Source organism: Plantibacter sp. Mn2098 (genome assembly GCF_049319745.1).
Taxonomy (GTDB): domain Bacteria; phylum Actinomycetota; class Actinomycetes; order Actinomycetales; family Microbacteriaceae; genus Plantibacter.
This window is the reverse complement of the sequence record NZ_JBMOUH010000001.1, coordinates 527,600-541,649: the sequence shown is the minus strand read 5'-3', so window position 1 is coordinate 541,649 and position 14,050 is coordinate 527,600. Positions and strand designations below refer to the sequence as shown.

Sequence of the window (14,050 nt, the reverse complement as noted above, 5' to 3'; positions counted from 1 at the left end):
CGGTTCGCTATCCCGTGACGGCGCCGGCGCGGTACCCGACGCCGCGCACGGTCATCACGATCTTGGGGTTGTCCGGGTCTTCCTCGACCTTGGCCCGCAGCCGCTGCACATGGACGTTGACGAGCCGCGTGTCCGCCTTGTAGTGGTAACCCCAGACCTGTTCGAGCAGCATCTCGCGGGTGAACACCTGCTGCGGCTTGCTCGCGAGGGCGAGGAGGAGGTCGAATTCGAGCGGGGTCAGACCGATGACGGTGTCGCCGCGGCGGACCTCGTGGCCGGCGACGTCGACAGTGAGGTCGCCGATGCGCAGCGACTCCCCGACATCGGCGGCCGGGGCACGCAGACGAGTGCGGATGCGCGCGACGAGTTCCTTCGGGTTGAACGGCTTGACCATGTAGTCGTCTGCGCCGGACTCGAGGCCCTTGACCACATCGGAGGTGTCCGACTTCGCGGTCAGCATGATGACGGGCACACCGGATTCCTGACGGATGAGCCGGCAGACCTCGATGCCGTCGATGCCCGGGAGCATGAGGTCGAGGAGCACGAGGTCGGGTTTGGTGTCGCGGAACGCCTGCACGGCACCGGATCCGTCCGCGCAGAAGGAGGGCTCGAAGCCTTCGGTGCGCAGTACGATGCCGATCATCTCGGCCAGTGCGGTGTCGTCGTCGACGACGAGGATGCGTGCGTCCATAGCTCCGTCTCGATCGTGACCGATCGGCTGCTCTGCCGTCCGGTCTCCCTGCGTCCTGGCCTCAGCGTAGTCGAAGTCTCCCTGGCAACCAGCCTCAGCGCCGCATGGCGTCCTCGCCGGCGGTCTGCTCACAGTGCCCGCACCCTGCCCGGTCGTCCACAGGACGTCAGGAATCCCGGCGCTCGCGGAGGCGGTATGACACGATGGAGCGTACGACGAGGCGAGGGGGTCAACCGGTGAACACTGGTGACGGCTGGAGTGCACCGGGGTCGTCCGATGCAGATGGTGGACAGCGCGCGGGCGGGCAGCAGGCACCGCAGTACGGGCAGCCGCAGGCGCCTCAGCATGGGCAGCCGCAGGCGCCCCAGTTCGGTCAGCCTCAGTACGGGCAGCCGCAGCAGCCCCAGTACGGACAGCAGGCTCCCTCCTCCTACCCCTACGGCGCACAACCGGCACCGGCTCCCACCGCCGCCTACGACGCCAATCCGTACGCGCAGCCGGGCTTCGGCCCTGCCCCTGGCGCACAGGGCTGGGCGCCGCCGCCGAAGCCAGGGCTCATCCCGCTTCGTCCGCTCTCCTTCAGCGACCTCTTCAGCGCACCGTTCCAGGTCCTGCGCCGAAACCCCAAAGCCACGTTCGGCAGTGCTCTGCTCGTGCAGGGAGTCGCGTCCCTGCTGTCCCTGATCGTCGTCGGGCTCGTCGCCTGGTTCGCCTTCTCGCGCGTCGCCCAGGCCGCGCCGGAAGATCGCGACGCCGTCGCAGCCGGCGCGACGACGGCCGTCATCATCGCGTTCCTCATCCCACTCGCCGTCTCGATCGTAGGCGGAGCGTTCATCCAGGGGGTGATCTCCCAGGAGGTCGCCCGCGGCACCATCGGCGAGAAGCTCACCCTCGGCGCCCTGTGGAAGCTCACCCGGCGCAGGTTCGGTCCGCTCGTCGGCCTGACGTTCCTCATCATCGCCGCGGTCGTCCTGTTCGTGCTGGTCTTCACCGGCATCGGCTTCGGACTCGTCCAGCTCGGCGGCGTCGGCATCGCGCTGACCGTCGTCATCGGGATCCTCGCCGCCCTGGCCCTCGTGGCCGCCTACGTCTGGATCGGCACGAAGATCGCGCTCGCTCCGAGCATCATCGTGCTCGAAGGCGTCGGCGTCTTCGCGGCGCTCCGTCGTTCATGGGCGTTGACCGACCGCTACTTCTGGCGGACCTTCGGCGTGATCTTCCTCGTCACCGCTGTGGTGAGCGTCGTCGCCCAGGTCGTGTCGGTGCCGATCAGCTTCCTCGCCGGCATCGTGCCGGTCTTCTTCACCGGCACCGGCTCGGAGGAGACCGGGATCGCCGTCGCGATCATCGCCCAGGGTCTCGTCATCCTCGTGAGCCTCGTGATCGGCTCCGTCACGATCGTCATCAGCGGATCGGTGAGCACGGTCATCTACATCGACCTCCGGATGCGCAAGGAGGCGCTCGACCTCGAACTCGCCCGGTTCGTCGAGGACCGTGCCGCCGGTCGCGAGACCGTGCAGAACCCCTACGAACACGTGTCGGCCGGTGGTCCGGCGTGGCAGCAGCAACGGCAGGCGTTCCAGCAGCCGTACCCGCCGCAGCCGTTCCAGCAGCCGTATCCGCCGCAGGGCGTTCAGCAGCCGCCCTACCAAGCACAACCTCCGTACCGGCAACAGCACCAGCCGCAACAGCCGCCGTACCCGCCGCAGCAGGGATGGCCCGGGCAACGATGAGTCTCCCCGTTCTCCTCGGCGGTGTCCTGATCGAGGTGCCCGTCGAACCGGATGCGCCCGGAGCGCGCGACCTCCTCCAGCAGGAGCTCACCAAGCCCGAATACCAGGCGGCACAGCCAAGCCTGTGGGACATCATCTCCCAAGCGTTCTGGGACTGGGTCAACTCCCTCCGTGTTCCAGGCGACGGGCCGTTCACCTCGCTCTTCCCGATCATCGTGATGACGGTCGTCGTCGCAGCCGTCGTCGCGGCGTTCCTCATCTGGGGCGTCCCGCGGCTCAACCGCCGCAGTCGCCTGCAGGCAGAGCTGTTTGGGGAACACGACACCAGGACCGCCGATGAACTCCGCCGTGCCGCGCGCGCCGCCGCCGGCCTCGGAGACTGGTCCACGGCCGTGCAGGAGCTCTACCGGGCCATCGCCAGAGCACTCACCGAGCGCACGATCGTGATCGTCACCCCCGGCACCACCGCCCACGGATTCGCCGAGCGCGCATCCGCCGCGTTCCCGGCGGAGTGGAACGCCCTCCACACCTCGGCGGACGTGTTCGACGCCGTCCGATACCTCGGCGGCACCGCAATGGCCAGCCAGTACGAACAGCTCGACGCACTCGATCACCGGCTCGCCGCAACCACTCCCGACCACCTGTCAGAGCCGGAGGCGGTCGGCGCATGAGCACCTCCACCCTCCAGGAACACGACGTCGCCTCGGCCGCGACGCCGCGCGTCCGGACGTCGTTGCGCCGAGCGGTGTTCTGGATCATCGCCGCGGTGTTCGCCATCCTCATCGTGGTGGTGTCGTTGCTTGCGACGCGGGGCGCGTCGATCGACGCGGACGAACTGAGCGCGGGGAACTCCACACCCAACGGCGGTCGAGCGCTTGCTCAGGTGCTGCGCCAGCAGGGCGTCGACGTGGTCGAATCGACGACGCTCGCGACCACGCTCGCGTCCGTCGGCCAGGGCGGCGGCACGGTTCTGCTGTACGACCCGGCGGGTTATCTGGACGAGGCGCAACTCGAATCGCTCGCCGCCCTGCACAACACCCGGCTGGTCGTCGTCACTCCGCGCGACGATGCGCTCAGCATCCTCGCCCCCGGCGTCGCATTCGGCGGCACCACCGAGACGGACGACGTCCTGCCTGCGCGATGCGACGTCGGTCCGGCATCGAGGGCCGGCAAGGTCACCGGTGGCTGGACGCTCTACTCCGCCAGCCAGGCGCAGGACGCCTCCGGCTGCTTCATCGGCCCGTTCGGCGCCGCCGGTGTGGTCTCACTCGACGACGGCCGGGTCACGGTCGTCGGCTCGGCGAACGCCTTCACCAACGGCGTCATCACGAAGGAGGGCAACGCCGCCCTCGGTCTCGGCCTCCTCGGGGCGACGGACCGCCTCGTCTGGTATCTGCCGAGCATCAACGACGTCGCCGTGAGCGGACCGCCGAGTCTTGAGGCGCTCACCCCCGGCTGGGTCGCCCCGGTCACCGGCATCGTCGTCATCACCGCCATCGCCGCCATGCTGTGGCGCGGTCGCCGCTTCGGCCCGCTCGTGATCGAGAACCTCCCCGTCACGGTTCGTGCAAGCGAGACGATGGAGGGCAGGGCCCGCCTGTATCAGCGGTCGTCCAACCGCAGCAGGGCGCTCGACGCGCTCCGCATCGGCACCGTCACGAGGTTGTCCGGGATCGTCGGCCTGTCGAGGCACGCGAGCGTCCCGGAGATCGCGGCGACCGTCGCCGGTCTCACCGGACGCGACCCGTGGCAGGTCAGGTCGGTCCTCCTCGACGCCACCCCATCGAGCGACGCCGATCTCGTCGCCCTGTCCGACCAGCTGCTCGATCTCGAAGCGGCCACCAGAAGAGCCATCGACCTCACCGAGAGGACCACTCAATGACCGACGCAAGCGGCCACAACGGCATCCAGCAGAACGGTTCAGCACCGCACGAGCCGTCCGCTCCGCACGCGCAGAGCGCCGTGCGCGAGCAGACCCGTCCGCACAACCAGGGCGGGAGCGCGGATCGCATCCACCCGGACGAACTGCGCGGAGCCCTCGCGCAGGTCCGGCTGGAGGTCGGCAAGGCCGTCGTCGGACAGGACGCGGCCGTCACGGGGCTCGTCATCGCGCTGCTCGCACGCGGACACGTGCTCCTCGAAGGTGTGCCAGGCGTCGCCAAGACCCTGCTCGTCCGCTCGCTCAGCCAAGCGCTGAGCCTCGACACCAAACGCGTCCAGTTCACCCCTGACCTCATGCCGGGCGATGTGACCGGGTCACTCATCTACGACGCGAAGGCCGGCGAGTTCGAATTCCGCCGAGGGCCGGTCTTCACCAACATCCTGCTCGCCGACGAGATCAACCGCACTCCACCGAAGACGCAGTCCGCACTGCTCGAAGCGATGGAGGAGCGCCAGGTCAGCGTCGACGGGGTGTCGCAGACGCTGCCGGACCCGTTCATCGTCGCGGCGACGCAGAACCCGATCGAGTACGAGGGCACCTACACGCTCCCTGAGGCACAGCTCGACCGTTTCCTCCTGAAGCTCGTCCTGGATGTCCCGGAGCGCGACGTGGAGGTCGAAGTCCTCCGCCGCCACTCCGCCGGCTTCAACCCGCGCGACCTCACGGGCGCCGGCGTCACCCCGGTCATCGGTGCCGAGCAGATCCGGGCGGCTCAGGCGGAAGTCGGCCGCGTCGGGGCGAGCGCAGACGTCCTCGCCTACATCGTCGACCTCGCACGCGCGACCCGCAGGAGCCCATCGGTCCGACTCGGCGTCAGCCCCAGAGGGACAACGGCGCTGCTGGCGTCCGCGAAGGCGTGGGCGTGGCTGAGCGGGTACCAGTCGATCACCCCGGACCACGTGCAGACGATGGTGCTCCCGGTCTGGCGGCATCGCATGCAGTTGCGGCCGGAGGCGGAACTCGAAGGCGTTTCGGTCGACACGATCCTGCGATCGATCATGCAGCAGGTGCAGGTGCCCATCTAAATGGCGCTCACCGGGAGACTCGTCGCGCTCATCGCGTTCGGCATCGTCCCCGTCGTCATCCTCGGAGTGACGACGGGCGATGCCGTCACGCCATTCCTCGTGTGGCTCGCGCTCGTGCTCATCCTGTCGATCATCGACCTGGCGCTCGCGGGATCCCCGCGGTCCGTCGTTCTGTCCAGGAAGCTGCCGGCCCGTGTACGGCTCGGTGAATCGGTGGCGAGCGAGCTGTTCATCACCAATCGCGGTCGTCGAACCATCCGAGCGCTCGTCAGGGACGGCTGGCAGCCCTCCGCAGGGGCGCCGCCCGAACGGCTGGCGCTGACGATCCCGCCTGGTGAGCGACGCCTCGCCACCACCGTGCTCACCCCGTTCCGGCGCGGGGAGCGGCGCACGACGCAGGTCACCATCCGCTCGAGAGGTCCGCTCGGCCTCCTCGCACGTCAAGCGACGCTCAACTCCCCCGGCCGCATCAGGGTCCTGCCAGCGTTCACCTCGCGCAAGCACCTGCCGAGTCGCATCGCGAGGCTCCGCGAGCTGGAAGGCGCGACGAGTGTCATGGTGCGTGGTCAGGGCACCGAATTCGACTCGCTGCGAGAGTACGTCCGCGGCGACGACGTCCGTTCGATCGACTGGCGGGCGACGGCCCGACGCGGCGACGTGATGATCCGCACCTGGCGGCCGGAGCGGGACCGCCGCATCGTCATCGTGACGGACACCGGTCGCACCTCCGCCGCCCGCATCAGCGACGAGCCGCGCATCGACACCGCGTTCGAGTCGGCGCTGCTGTTGTCCGCGCTCGCGACCAGGGCCGGGGACCGGATCGACTACCTCGCCTACGACCGACGTGTGCGGGCGAGGGTGCAGGGCGCGACCGGCGCCGAGCTGCTCTCCCGTCTCGTGGACGCGATGTCCCCCGTCGATCCGGAGCTCATCGAAACGGATTGGACGGCGATCCCGGACCAGATCCGCCAGATCACGAGCCGCCACGCGCTCGTCGTGTTGCAGACGTCGATCGATGCTCCGGGCGCGGCCCGCGCGCTGCTGTCCGTCCTCCCCCAGCTCACCAGACGCCACACGGTCGTCGTCGCGAGCGTCACGGACCCTGCGACGCTCGATGCGACTCGTCTGCGTGGAAACCGGGAGGCTGTCTACCGAGCGGCGTCCGCCGAACGCGCCCTGCTCGACATCGAGCGTGTCTCAGCGGCCATCAGGCAGTTGGGCGCCGACGTCGTCACCGGGTCGCCCTCCGCATTGCCGCCGCTGCTGGCAGACCACTACATCGCGCTCAAAGCTGCTGGGCGGCTGTAGGCGTCAGGTACCTGCAGGCGTCCGGAACCCAGGGGGCGCCACGCTGAGCGACCAGAGACGCCCTGGACTCCTCGCTCAGGGCCGTCTACAGCTCAGTGCCGCTTGCGCTTCGCTCGCGAAGCGGCCTCGCCCTTGGCCTTACGTGCTGCCAACTGCGCTCCGCGGCTCGTTCCGGCCGGGGTGCCCTTCGCGGCGCCGGCCTTCGGCTTCGCCTTCTTGCGTCCGGGTTTGGCCTGCGCCGGCGCAGTCGTCGCCGCATCATCGGTTCCGGTCTCGGCATCCACGACCCGACGGGAGCTGTTCGCCGTCCTGCCACGGACCACCCCGACGAAGTCGTCGATGTCGACGCCGTCGCTGCCGGTCGGCCAGACGAGAGAGATGGGGACGAGCGGCAGGTCGACGATCGGGCGGAACACGACGTCGGACCGGTGGTGCAGGCGTGCGACGGACTGCGGCACAACGGCGATGCCGACCTCCGATGCGACGAGCTCGATCGCCGACTCCGCATCGGTCGTGAGCGGCGCGGCCGGTTCCTCGAAGCCCAGCTCAGCCGCGCGTTCCGACCAGCCGATCACGAGCGGAGCCATGACCAGCTGCTCGTCGGCGAGTTCTTCGACGCGGACGTCCGCGTTGGCTTCGAGCGGGTGCTTCGTCGAGATCACGACGACGGGCACCTCTTCATAGAGCTGGATGGCGTTCAGCCCGTCGCGGTCGAACGGTGCCCGGACGAAGCCGAGGGCGGCACTGCCGTCGAGCAGCATCTCGCGTTGGGTGTCGAGGTCGGTGCGGACGAGCGCGAGCGGCAGATCAGGTCGGCGTTCGGACCAGATGCGAGCCCATTTGCCGGGGTTCACCCCTCTGGCGTACGCCACGCGGAGGACGGGGACATCAGGGTCCGCTTCCGTCCCCTCATCGTCGATGAGGGGTTCGAAGACCTCGTCGTCTGTCTCGGTGTGCTCGCCGTCTGCGCGATCCATGTCGGTCTCCACTGCTCGTCCTCCCGCTGGTCGCCACTGCCAGACTACTGCAGCGGCCCACCGGCGGTTCGGCCGTGCACGCGTCGGCGCGGTACGCTGTCCGGATGGGCACCAACCAGAACGCGCAGATCCTCAAGCCGGCGACCGCAGCCAAGAAGCTCGGCATCTACCTGCCGGCGACCCCGGAGTCGTTCCAGACGGAGCCGATCACGCGCGCCGTGTTCCTCGACCTGCAGGAGAACCCGCCGGCCTGGCTCGTCGAGCTGCGTCGCAGCGGCCCGCACCCGCGCGACGTCGTCGCCAGGAAGCTCGGCGTCTCCACGTCCGGGCTCGCCCGCGCGGAGGTCACCGATGCGCTCACGACCGCGCAGATCCAGGAGCTCCTGCAGACACTGCCGGCCTGGCTCGTCCAGGAGCGCGCGGTGCACGCCGAGGTCCAGGCGGAGAACGCGCGCGTCAACGCCCGCAACGCCGAGCGTCGCGCACGCGCAGCAGAGTCCGAGTAGTCGCCGCTACCCGTCCGGCGCGACGGGCTCAGCCCGCGACGATCCGCTTCGCCCCTGCGGCGAACTCGTCGAGATCGCCCGTCTCACCGGATCGGTAGGCTTTGCCGCCCCACCAGATCATGTAGACGAGGAATGCCGCGAGCGCCGCACCGCCGATGAGCATCTTGACGGCCCACGGCCACGGCGCAGGGGTGACGAACCCCTCGACGAGTCCTGACACGAACAGGACGAACACCAGACCGATCGCGACGGTGAACAGCGCACGGCCGTCCTCCGCCAGCGCCTGTCCGCGCGTTCGGGCGCCCGGCGCTATCCACGCCCAGAAGATCTTGAGTCCGGCGGCGGCGGCCACGAACACCGCCGTGAGCTCCAGCATCCCGTGCGGGAGGATGTACTCGAAGAAGACATCGCCCTTGCCGTAGGCGAACATCATGCCACCGGCCTGGCCGATGCCCTGCGCGTTCATGAGGATCACGTACGGCACCCAGAGGCCGGTGATCCCGAACGCGACGCACTGGGCGGCGATCCACGCGTTGTTGGTCCACACCTGCCCGGCGAAGCTGGCCGCCGGATTGTTGGAGTAGTACGCGACGAAGTCCTGCTCGACGTACTGCCTGATCTGCGCATCGGTGCCGAGGTTCGCGATGACCTGCGGGTTGCCGGCGATCCACACGCCGTAGAGGGTGGCGATGATGACCGTCACCACGGCGACGGCGAGGGTGACCCACCTGATCCGATAGAGCGCCGCGGGCAGGGAGAGCACGAAGAAGCGCGGCACGAGGGAGAGGACGTTCGCACTCGCGCCGGTGAATCGCAGCCTGGCCCGCGACAGGGACACCGAGAGCCGGTCCCCGACGAGGGTCGACCCGGCCGTCGTCTTGATGGCCGAGAGCTGCGTCGCGCCCGACTGGTACCGGTCGATCAGTTCGTCGGATTGGGCTCCGCTGAAGAACCGCTGCCGACCGAGCTGGTCGAGGCGGTCCCACTCCTCGCGGTGGGCGGCACTGTAAGCGTCGAGATCCATCTGATTAGATGATAGGCATGGTCGACCACCGGGTACCAGCTGCCGAGCCGATGTCGGACGACTCCGAGCTCGTCACGGGTGAGGCGGTCGCGCTCGACGTGCGCGCCACCCCGTTCATCCTGCGGGCCGTCGGGGCGATCATCGACTACGTCCTGTCGATGATCGTGTTCATCGGACTGGCCATCATGCTGTTCTCCTGGTTGCTGTCCGGCGTCGAGATGGATGCCGCGAAGTTCCAGGCGCTCATCCTGTCGCTCACCGTCGTGTGCTTCGTCGTCCTGCCCGCCGGGGTGGAGATCGCGTCCCGTGGCCGCTCGGTCGGCAAGCTCGTGATCGGTGCGCGCATCGTCCGCGACGACGGCGGTGCGCCCGGCTTCCGCCACGCGTTCATCCGAGCGTTGACGGGGTACTTCGAGATCTACCTCACGGCCGGCGGCGTCGCAGCGCTCACCGGTCTGTTGAACGGCAAATCCAAGCGGCTCGGCGACCTCCTCGCCGGCACCTACAGCCAGCGCGAGCGGGTGCCGCGGATCATCGAGCCCGTCTTCGGCGTGCCGCCGCACCTCGCCCAGTGGGCGACGATCGCCGATGTTGCACGCATGCCGGATGCGCTCGGTCGGCGGGTGGCGCAGTTCCTCAAGCAGGCGCAGACGCTGACGCCCTCCACCAGGGCACGGGTGGCGGCAGATCTGGCCGCCGAGGTGTCCCACTACGTCTCACCGCTGCCGATCGCCGACCCGGAGTCGTTCCTGGCCGGGGTGTCGGTCGTCCGTCGCGATCGCGAGTACCAGGCGCTCCAGAGCGAGCGCCGTCGGCTCGACCTCCTCCAGCCGGTCCTGACCGGCCAGCCGCACGGCTTCCCCGACCGCTAGCCTGCGCCTCCGCCCTGCCGCGCGGATCGGCGCCCATCGCCCAACGCCCATCGCCCAACGCCACTCGCCTGTTCACAACTCAGGAGCACCACCGGCGTGTCGCGCGACACGCCGGAGCCCGGGACGCGACACGCCGCGGTGCTCCTGAATTGCGAACAGCGACGCGGATCAGTAGCGGTAGTGATCCACCTTGTACGGGCCGTCGACCGAGACGCCGATGTAGGACGCCTGCTCCTCCGTGAGCGTCGTGAGCTGCACCCCGAGTGCGTCGAGGTGCAGACGCGCGACCTTCTCGTCGAGGTGCTTCGGCAGCACGTAGACGCCGACCGGATACTCGTCCGTCCGCGTGTAGAGCTCGAGCTGCGCGAGCACCTGGTTCGTGAACGAGTTGCTCATCACGAACGACGGGTGCCCGGTCGCGTTGCCGAGGTTCATCAGTCGTCCCTCGCTCAGGACGAGGACGCTGCGGCCGTTCGGCAGCCGCCACTCGTGCACCTGCGGCTTGATCTCGACCTTGACGGCGCCGTCGAGGGCCTCGAGCGCCGCCATGTCGATCTCGTTGTCGAAGTGTCCGACGTTCGAGACGATCGCGAGGTGCTTGAGCGAGAGGATGTGATCGAGCGTCACGACGTTGAAGTTGCCCGTGCACGTGACGATGATGTCCACCTGCTCCGCGACACTTTCGAGCGTGGCCACCTGGAAGCCGTCCATCGCGGCCTGGAGGGCGCAGATCGGGTCGACCTCGGACACGATGACGCGTGCGCCCTGTCCACGCAGCGCTTCCGCAGCACCCTTGCCGACGTCGCCGTACCCGGCGACGAACACGACCTTGCCGCCGATGAGCACGTCCGTGGCGCGGTTGAGGCCGTCGGGCAGCGAGTGGCGGATGCCGTATTTGTTGTCGAATTTGCTCTTCGTGACGGAGTCGTTGACGTTGATGGCCGGGAAGAGCAGCTCGCCGTCCTTGAAGAGCTCGTACAGACGGTGGACGCCTGTTGTGGTCTCCTCCGTCACCCCGAGGATGTCCGCGGCGATGCGCGTCCAGCGATCGGGGCTCTGCGCGAGCGAACGGCGGATGACGTCGAGGACGACGCGGTATTCGTGACTGTCTGACTCGGAGTCCGCGGGCGCGGCACCGGCGATCTCCGCATCGCGCCCCCGGTGCACGAGCAGGGTGGCGTCACCGCCGTCGTCGAGGATGAGGTTCGGTCCGGTCCAGTCGGCCCCGGCAGCGGCGCCCTCGGCCGACCAGTCGAAGATCTGCTCGGTGCACCACCAGTACTCCTCCAGCGTCTCGCCCTTCCACGCGAACACCGGGACGCCGGCCGGCGCCTCCGGGGTGCCCGTCGGACCCACGGCGATGGCCGCAGCGGCCTCGTCCTGCGTGGAGAAGATGTTGCAGCTCGCCCAGCGCACCTGCGCGCCGAGCGCCGTGAGCGTCTCGATGAGGACGGCCGTCTGCACGGTCATGTGTAACGATCCGGCGATCCGTGCACCGCGGAGCGGCTGGCTGGGACCGAACTCCTCACGGAGCGCCATCAGACCGGGCATCTCGTTCTCGGCGAGTCGGAGCTGGTGACGCCCCGCTTCTGCGAGTGACAGGTCGCGGACTTTGTGAGGAAGTGCTGCTGCTGGAACGGCAGATGAGCTCATGGCACCATCATCGCAGAACGGTTCTTCGTGCGGTCAGAAATGACGATGCCGATGCTGGCCTGCTGGGTGCACGTCGCCAGGACGCGCACCGCGGCGCCGCGATCAGCCGCGGATGAGTGCGAGCGCCTCGTCGCGGATGCGTTCCATCGTGGAGCGGTCGGCGGCCTCGACGTTCAGTCGAAGCAGCGGCTCGGTGTTGGAGGACCGTACGCTGAACCACCAGAACGGCTCATCCTGCGACACCGTGCCGATGACGGTGAGGCCGTCGAGCTCGTCGAAGGTGGACCGGGCCTGGAACGATTCGACGATGCGGGCGAACGCGCTGGGCACGTCCTCGACGGTCGAGTTGATCTCACCGCTCTGCGAGTACGGCGAGAAGCGACGCCCGAGTTCGGACAGCGGCGCATCCGCGTTCCCGAACTCGGCGAGCACGTGCATCGCCGCGAGCATGCCGTTGTCGGCGCCCCAGAAGTTCTTGAAGTAGTAGTGGGCGCTGTGCTCGCCGCCGAAGACCGCGCCGGTCTCCGCCATCACGTCCTTGATGAGGGAGTGCCCGACCTTGGTCCGCACCGCGATCGCACCGGCGGCCTCGATCGTCTCCGGGACGATGCGGGAGGTGATGAGGTTGTGGAGGACGGTGACGTCGGCGTCCGGCTCGATCTCGCGCCAGCGTGCGATCTCCCGCAGGGCGACGATGGCGGTGACGGCGGACGGGGACACGGCCTCGCCACGCTCGTCCACGACGAAGCACCGGTCGGCGTCGCCATCGAACGCGAGTCCGAGGTCTGCGCCGTGCTCGACGACCGCGCGCTGCAGGTCGACGAGGTTCTTCGGGTCGAGCGGGTTGGCCTCGTGGTTGGGGAACGAGCCGTCGAGCTCGAAGTACATCGGGATGATCTCGATCGGCAGTGCCGCGAGGCCGGCCGCCTCACCGAGCACGGCGGGAACCGTGAGCCCGCCCATGCCGTTGCCGGCGTCGACCACGATGCGGATGGGCCGGATGCCGGACAGGTCCACGAGGTCGCGCAGGTGCGATGCGTACGCCGCGAGGACGTCGAGCTGGCGGATGCTGCCAGGAGTGGCGACCTCTGCGAGGCCCTCCGTCAGGAACGCGGCCGCACGATCGCGGATGCCGGCGAGCCCCGTGTCGAGGCTCACACCCTGGGCGCCGGCCTTCGCGAACTTGATGCCGTTGTAGGTGGCGGGGTTGTGGCTGGCCGTGAACATGGCGGCCGGTGCGTCGTAGAAGCCGGAGGCGAAGTACGTCTCGTCGGTGGAGCACAGCCCGATGGAGACGACATCGGCTCCCCTGGCCTGCGCGCCACGCGCGAAGGCTGCCGCGAACCCGGCGGAGGAGTCGCGCATGTCGTGACCGACGACGAGGTCTCCGCGGATGCCGAACTCGTCGACGAAACCGGCTCCGAGCGCTGCGACGAGCTCCTCGGTCAGCTGGCTGCCGACCAATCCGCGGACGTCGTACGCCTTGACGATCTGGGCGAGTCTGGCGGGGGCGTCAGGCATGTCGGTCATGGTCGCTAACTTACCTCACCGGGAAGTCGTGTGCTTCACCACCTGCCACCCTCGCGGGACGCTCATCCGGTCGGCGTGGATGGCGCACAGATCGTAGCTGTGCGGGGTCTTGGCGAGGCTCAACGGACCGAGAACGGCCATGGAATCGCCGTAATCATAGGTCAGCGTGGATACCGGCTCACGCGAGCATCCGACTTTCGAGCACATCCTGTCCACCATTTGGTCCAGGCTAACCCCGGGGGCCGACATCGCGACGTCACCCCGCCGTTTGGGTGAAATGTACTGATGCTGCGCAGCGGTCGGAGCGCCGGCGCCCGCACGCGGCGAAGTAGACTCCTGGTATGGCTGCAGCTGACGAGGAGACCCGCGAAGCCCTCGCGAGGCGCCGCTCACGACACGGCCGTGCGGGTCGTTCCATCATCGTCGGGCCGAATCTGCCCCCGCTCACCACTCGCGTCGATCAATTCGATCTGACCGTCGCCACAACGGCCGACTACCTACGCGGCTCCTGGCCGGACGAACTCGCGGATGTGACCTTCGAGGTCGCGCCCATGCCGATGCAGAACACGGGCGTCGACGGCGTCGACCGGTGGAAGGTCAACCGGGCCGCCCGCACGATCATCCTGTACCGCCTGCCCATCCAGCGGCTGAGCAAGCTGCACCAGAACGACGAGCTCCACCAGCGGATGATGGTGGAGAGCTGCGTGTTCCGGGCCGTCGCCGAGCTCCTCGGCAAGGATCCCTGGGACCTCGGCCCGGATCGGTTCCGCTTCCTCTGAGTCAGCACCG

14 protein-coding genes are annotated in these 14,050 nt (G+C 68.8%); 8 read left to right on the top strand and 6 right to left on the bottom strand.

Going from position 1 to position 14,050, the window contains the following annotated elements:
* Window positions 1-7: 7 nt before the first annotated feature.
* Window positions 8-691: an MtrAB system response regulator MtrA gene (gene mtrA, locus ACL9RL_RS02355; protein WP_422778604.1), complete on the bottom strand. Its 684-nt coding sequence runs from the start codon at window positions 689-691 to the stop codon at window positions 8-10.
* 236 nt (window positions 692-927) lie between these two features.
* Here mtrA and ACL9RL_RS02350 point away from each other — a divergent pair, with 236 nt between their 5' ends.
* Genes ACL9RL_RS02350 through ACL9RL_RS02330 form a run of 5 tightly spaced genes read left to right on the top strand, consistent with a single transcriptional unit; the run spans window position 928 to window position 6,699 of the window.
* The gene (locus tag ACL9RL_RS02350) at window positions 928-2,424 is read left to right on the top strand and encodes a hypothetical protein (protein ID WP_422778603.1); all 1,497 of its coding nucleotides are present in this window, start codon (window positions 928-930) and stop codon (window positions 2,422-2,424) included.
* On the top strand, window positions 2,421-3,095 hold the full coding sequence (locus ACL9RL_RS02345; protein ID WP_422778602.1) for a DUF4129 domain-containing protein: 675 nt from the start codon (window positions 2,421-2,423) through the stop codon (window positions 3,093-3,095). Before ACL9RL_RS02350 ends, ACL9RL_RS02345 begins: the two co-directional genes overlap by 4 nt.
* Complete coding sequence (locus ACL9RL_RS02340) at window positions 3,092-4,306, top strand: DUF4350 domain-containing protein (protein WP_422778601.1); 1,215 nt, start codon at window positions 3,092-3,094, stop codon at window positions 4,304-4,306. Before ACL9RL_RS02345 ends, ACL9RL_RS02340 begins: the two co-directional genes overlap by 4 nt.
* On the top strand, window positions 4,303-5,391 hold the full coding sequence (locus ACL9RL_RS02335; protein WP_422778600.1) for an AAA family ATPase: 1,089 nt from the start codon (window positions 4,303-4,305) through the stop codon (window positions 5,389-5,391). Before ACL9RL_RS02340 ends, ACL9RL_RS02335 begins: the two co-directional genes overlap by 4 nt.
* Window positions 5,392-6,699: a DUF58 domain-containing protein gene (locus ACL9RL_RS02330; RefSeq protein ID WP_422778599.1), complete on the top strand. Its 1,308-nt coding sequence runs from the start codon at window positions 5,392-5,394 to the stop codon at window positions 6,697-6,699. It begins immediately after the preceding gene.
* Window positions 6,700-6,791: 92 nt separating this feature from the next.
* On the opposite strand, the gene ACL9RL_RS02325 is transcribed toward ACL9RL_RS02330, so the two are convergent.
* The gene (locus ACL9RL_RS02325) at window positions 6,792-7,676 is read right to left on the bottom strand and encodes a LysR family substrate-binding domain-containing protein (RefSeq protein WP_422778598.1); all 885 of its coding nucleotides are present in this window, start codon (window positions 7,674-7,676) and stop codon (window positions 6,792-6,794) included.
* Between the two features lie 104 nt (window positions 7,677-7,780).
* Here ACL9RL_RS02325 and ACL9RL_RS02320 point away from each other — a divergent pair, with 104 nt between their 5' ends.
* Complete coding sequence (locus ACL9RL_RS02320; RefSeq protein WP_422778597.1) at window positions 7,781-8,182, top strand: DUF5997 family protein; 402 nt, start codon at window positions 7,781-7,783, stop codon at window positions 8,180-8,182.
* A gap of 28 nt (window positions 8,183-8,210) precedes the next feature.
* Here ACL9RL_RS02320 and ACL9RL_RS02315 read toward each other — a convergent pair whose 3' ends face one another.
* Window positions 8,211-9,206 carry a stage II sporulation protein M gene (locus ACL9RL_RS02315; RefSeq protein ID WP_422778596.1) on the bottom strand — a complete coding sequence of 332 codons (996 nt, stop codon included), beginning with the start codon at window positions 9,204-9,206 and terminating at the stop codon, window positions 8,211-8,213.
* Between the two features lie 17 nt (window positions 9,207-9,223).
* On the opposite strand from ACL9RL_RS02315, the gene ACL9RL_RS02310 reads away from it, so the two are divergent.
* Complete coding sequence (locus ACL9RL_RS02310) at window positions 9,224-10,078, top strand: RDD family protein (RefSeq protein WP_422778595.1); 855 nt, start codon at window positions 9,224-9,226, stop codon at window positions 10,076-10,078.
* A gap of 168 nt (window positions 10,079-10,246) precedes the next feature.
* Here ACL9RL_RS02310 and ahcY read toward each other — a convergent pair whose 3' ends face one another.
* The 3 genes from ahcY to ACL9RL_RS02295 all read right to left on the bottom strand — a co-directional run bounded on the left by ahcY (window position 10,247) and on the right by ACL9RL_RS02295 (window position 13,480).
* A complete protein-coding gene (ahcY, locus tag ACL9RL_RS02305) occupies window positions 10,247-11,731 on the bottom strand; it encodes an adenosylhomocysteinase (protein WP_422778594.1) in 1,485 nt (494 codons plus the stop codon).
* 102 nt (window positions 11,732-11,833) lie between these two features.
* Complete coding sequence (locus tag ACL9RL_RS02300; protein ID WP_422778593.1) at window positions 11,834-13,252, bottom strand: phosphomannomutase/phosphoglucomutase; 1,419 nt, start codon at window positions 13,250-13,252, stop codon at window positions 11,834-11,836.
* A 24-nt stretch (window positions 13,253-13,276) separates the two neighbouring features.
* Window positions 13,277-13,480 carry a DUF3499 family protein gene (locus ACL9RL_RS02295; RefSeq protein ID WP_422778592.1) on the bottom strand — a complete coding sequence of 68 codons (204 nt, stop codon included), beginning with the start codon at window positions 13,478-13,480 and terminating at the stop codon, window positions 13,277-13,279.
* A gap of 122 nt (window positions 13,481-13,602) precedes the next feature.
* On the opposite strand from ACL9RL_RS02295, the gene ACL9RL_RS02290 reads away from it, so the two are divergent.
* Window positions 13,603-14,040, top strand: a complete 438-nt coding sequence (locus tag ACL9RL_RS02290; protein WP_422778591.1) for a metallopeptidase family protein — start codon at window positions 13,603-13,605, stop codon at window positions 14,038-14,040.
* Window positions 14,041-14,050 lie beyond the last annotated feature (10 nt).

What these genes read in the sequence shown, in the direction of transcription:
- ahcY (WP_422778594.1), bottom strand. Translation starts at nt 11,731, where the DNA reads ATGAGCTCATCTGCCGTTCCAGCAGCAGCACTTCCTCACAAAGTCCGC.
- ACL9RL_RS02340 (WP_422778601.1), top strand. Translation starts at nt 3,092, where the DNA reads ATGAGCACCTCCACCCTCCAGGAACACGACGTCGCCTCGGCCGCGACG.
- ACL9RL_RS02330 (WP_422778599.1), top strand. Translation starts at nt 5,392, where the DNA reads ATGGCGCTCACCGGGAGACTCGTCGCGCTCATCGCGTTCGGCATCGTC.
- ACL9RL_RS02325 (WP_422778598.1), bottom strand. Translation starts at nt 7,676, where the DNA reads ATGGATCGCGCAGACGGCGAGCACACCGAGACAGACGACGAGGTCTTC.
- ACL9RL_RS02345 (WP_422778602.1), top strand. Translation starts at nt 2,421, where the DNA reads ATGAGTCTCCCCGTTCTCCTCGGCGGTGTCCTGATCGAGGTGCCCGTC.
- ACL9RL_RS02320 (WP_422778597.1), top strand. Translation starts at nt 7,781, where the DNA reads ATGGGCACCAACCAGAACGCGCAGATCCTCAAGCCGGCGACCGCAGCC.
- ACL9RL_RS02290 (WP_422778591.1), top strand. Translation starts at nt 13,603, where the DNA reads ATGGCTGCAGCTGACGAGGAGACCCGCGAAGCCCTCGCGAGGCGCCGC.
- mtrA (WP_422778604.1), bottom strand. Translation starts at nt 691, where the DNA reads ATGGACGCACGCATCCTCGTCGTCGACGACGACACCGCACTGGCCGAG.
- ACL9RL_RS02300 (WP_422778593.1), bottom strand. Translation starts at nt 13,252, where the DNA reads ATGCCTGACGCCCCCGCCAGACTCGCCCAGATCGTCAAGGCGTACGAC.
- ACL9RL_RS02315 (WP_422778596.1), bottom strand. Translation starts at nt 9,206, where the DNA reads ATGGATCTCGACGCTTACAGTGCCGCCCACCGCGAGGAGTGGGACCGC.
- ACL9RL_RS02310 (WP_422778595.1), top strand. Translation starts at nt 9,224, where the DNA reads ATGGTCGACCACCGGGTACCAGCTGCCGAGCCGATGTCGGACGACTCC.
- ACL9RL_RS02295 (WP_422778592.1), bottom strand. Translation starts at nt 13,480, where the DNA reads ATGGTGGACAGGATGTGCTCGAAAGTCGGATGCTCGCGTGAGCCGGTA.
- ACL9RL_RS02335 (WP_422778600.1), top strand. Translation starts at nt 4,303, where the DNA reads ATGACCGACGCAAGCGGCCACAACGGCATCCAGCAGAACGGTTCAGCA.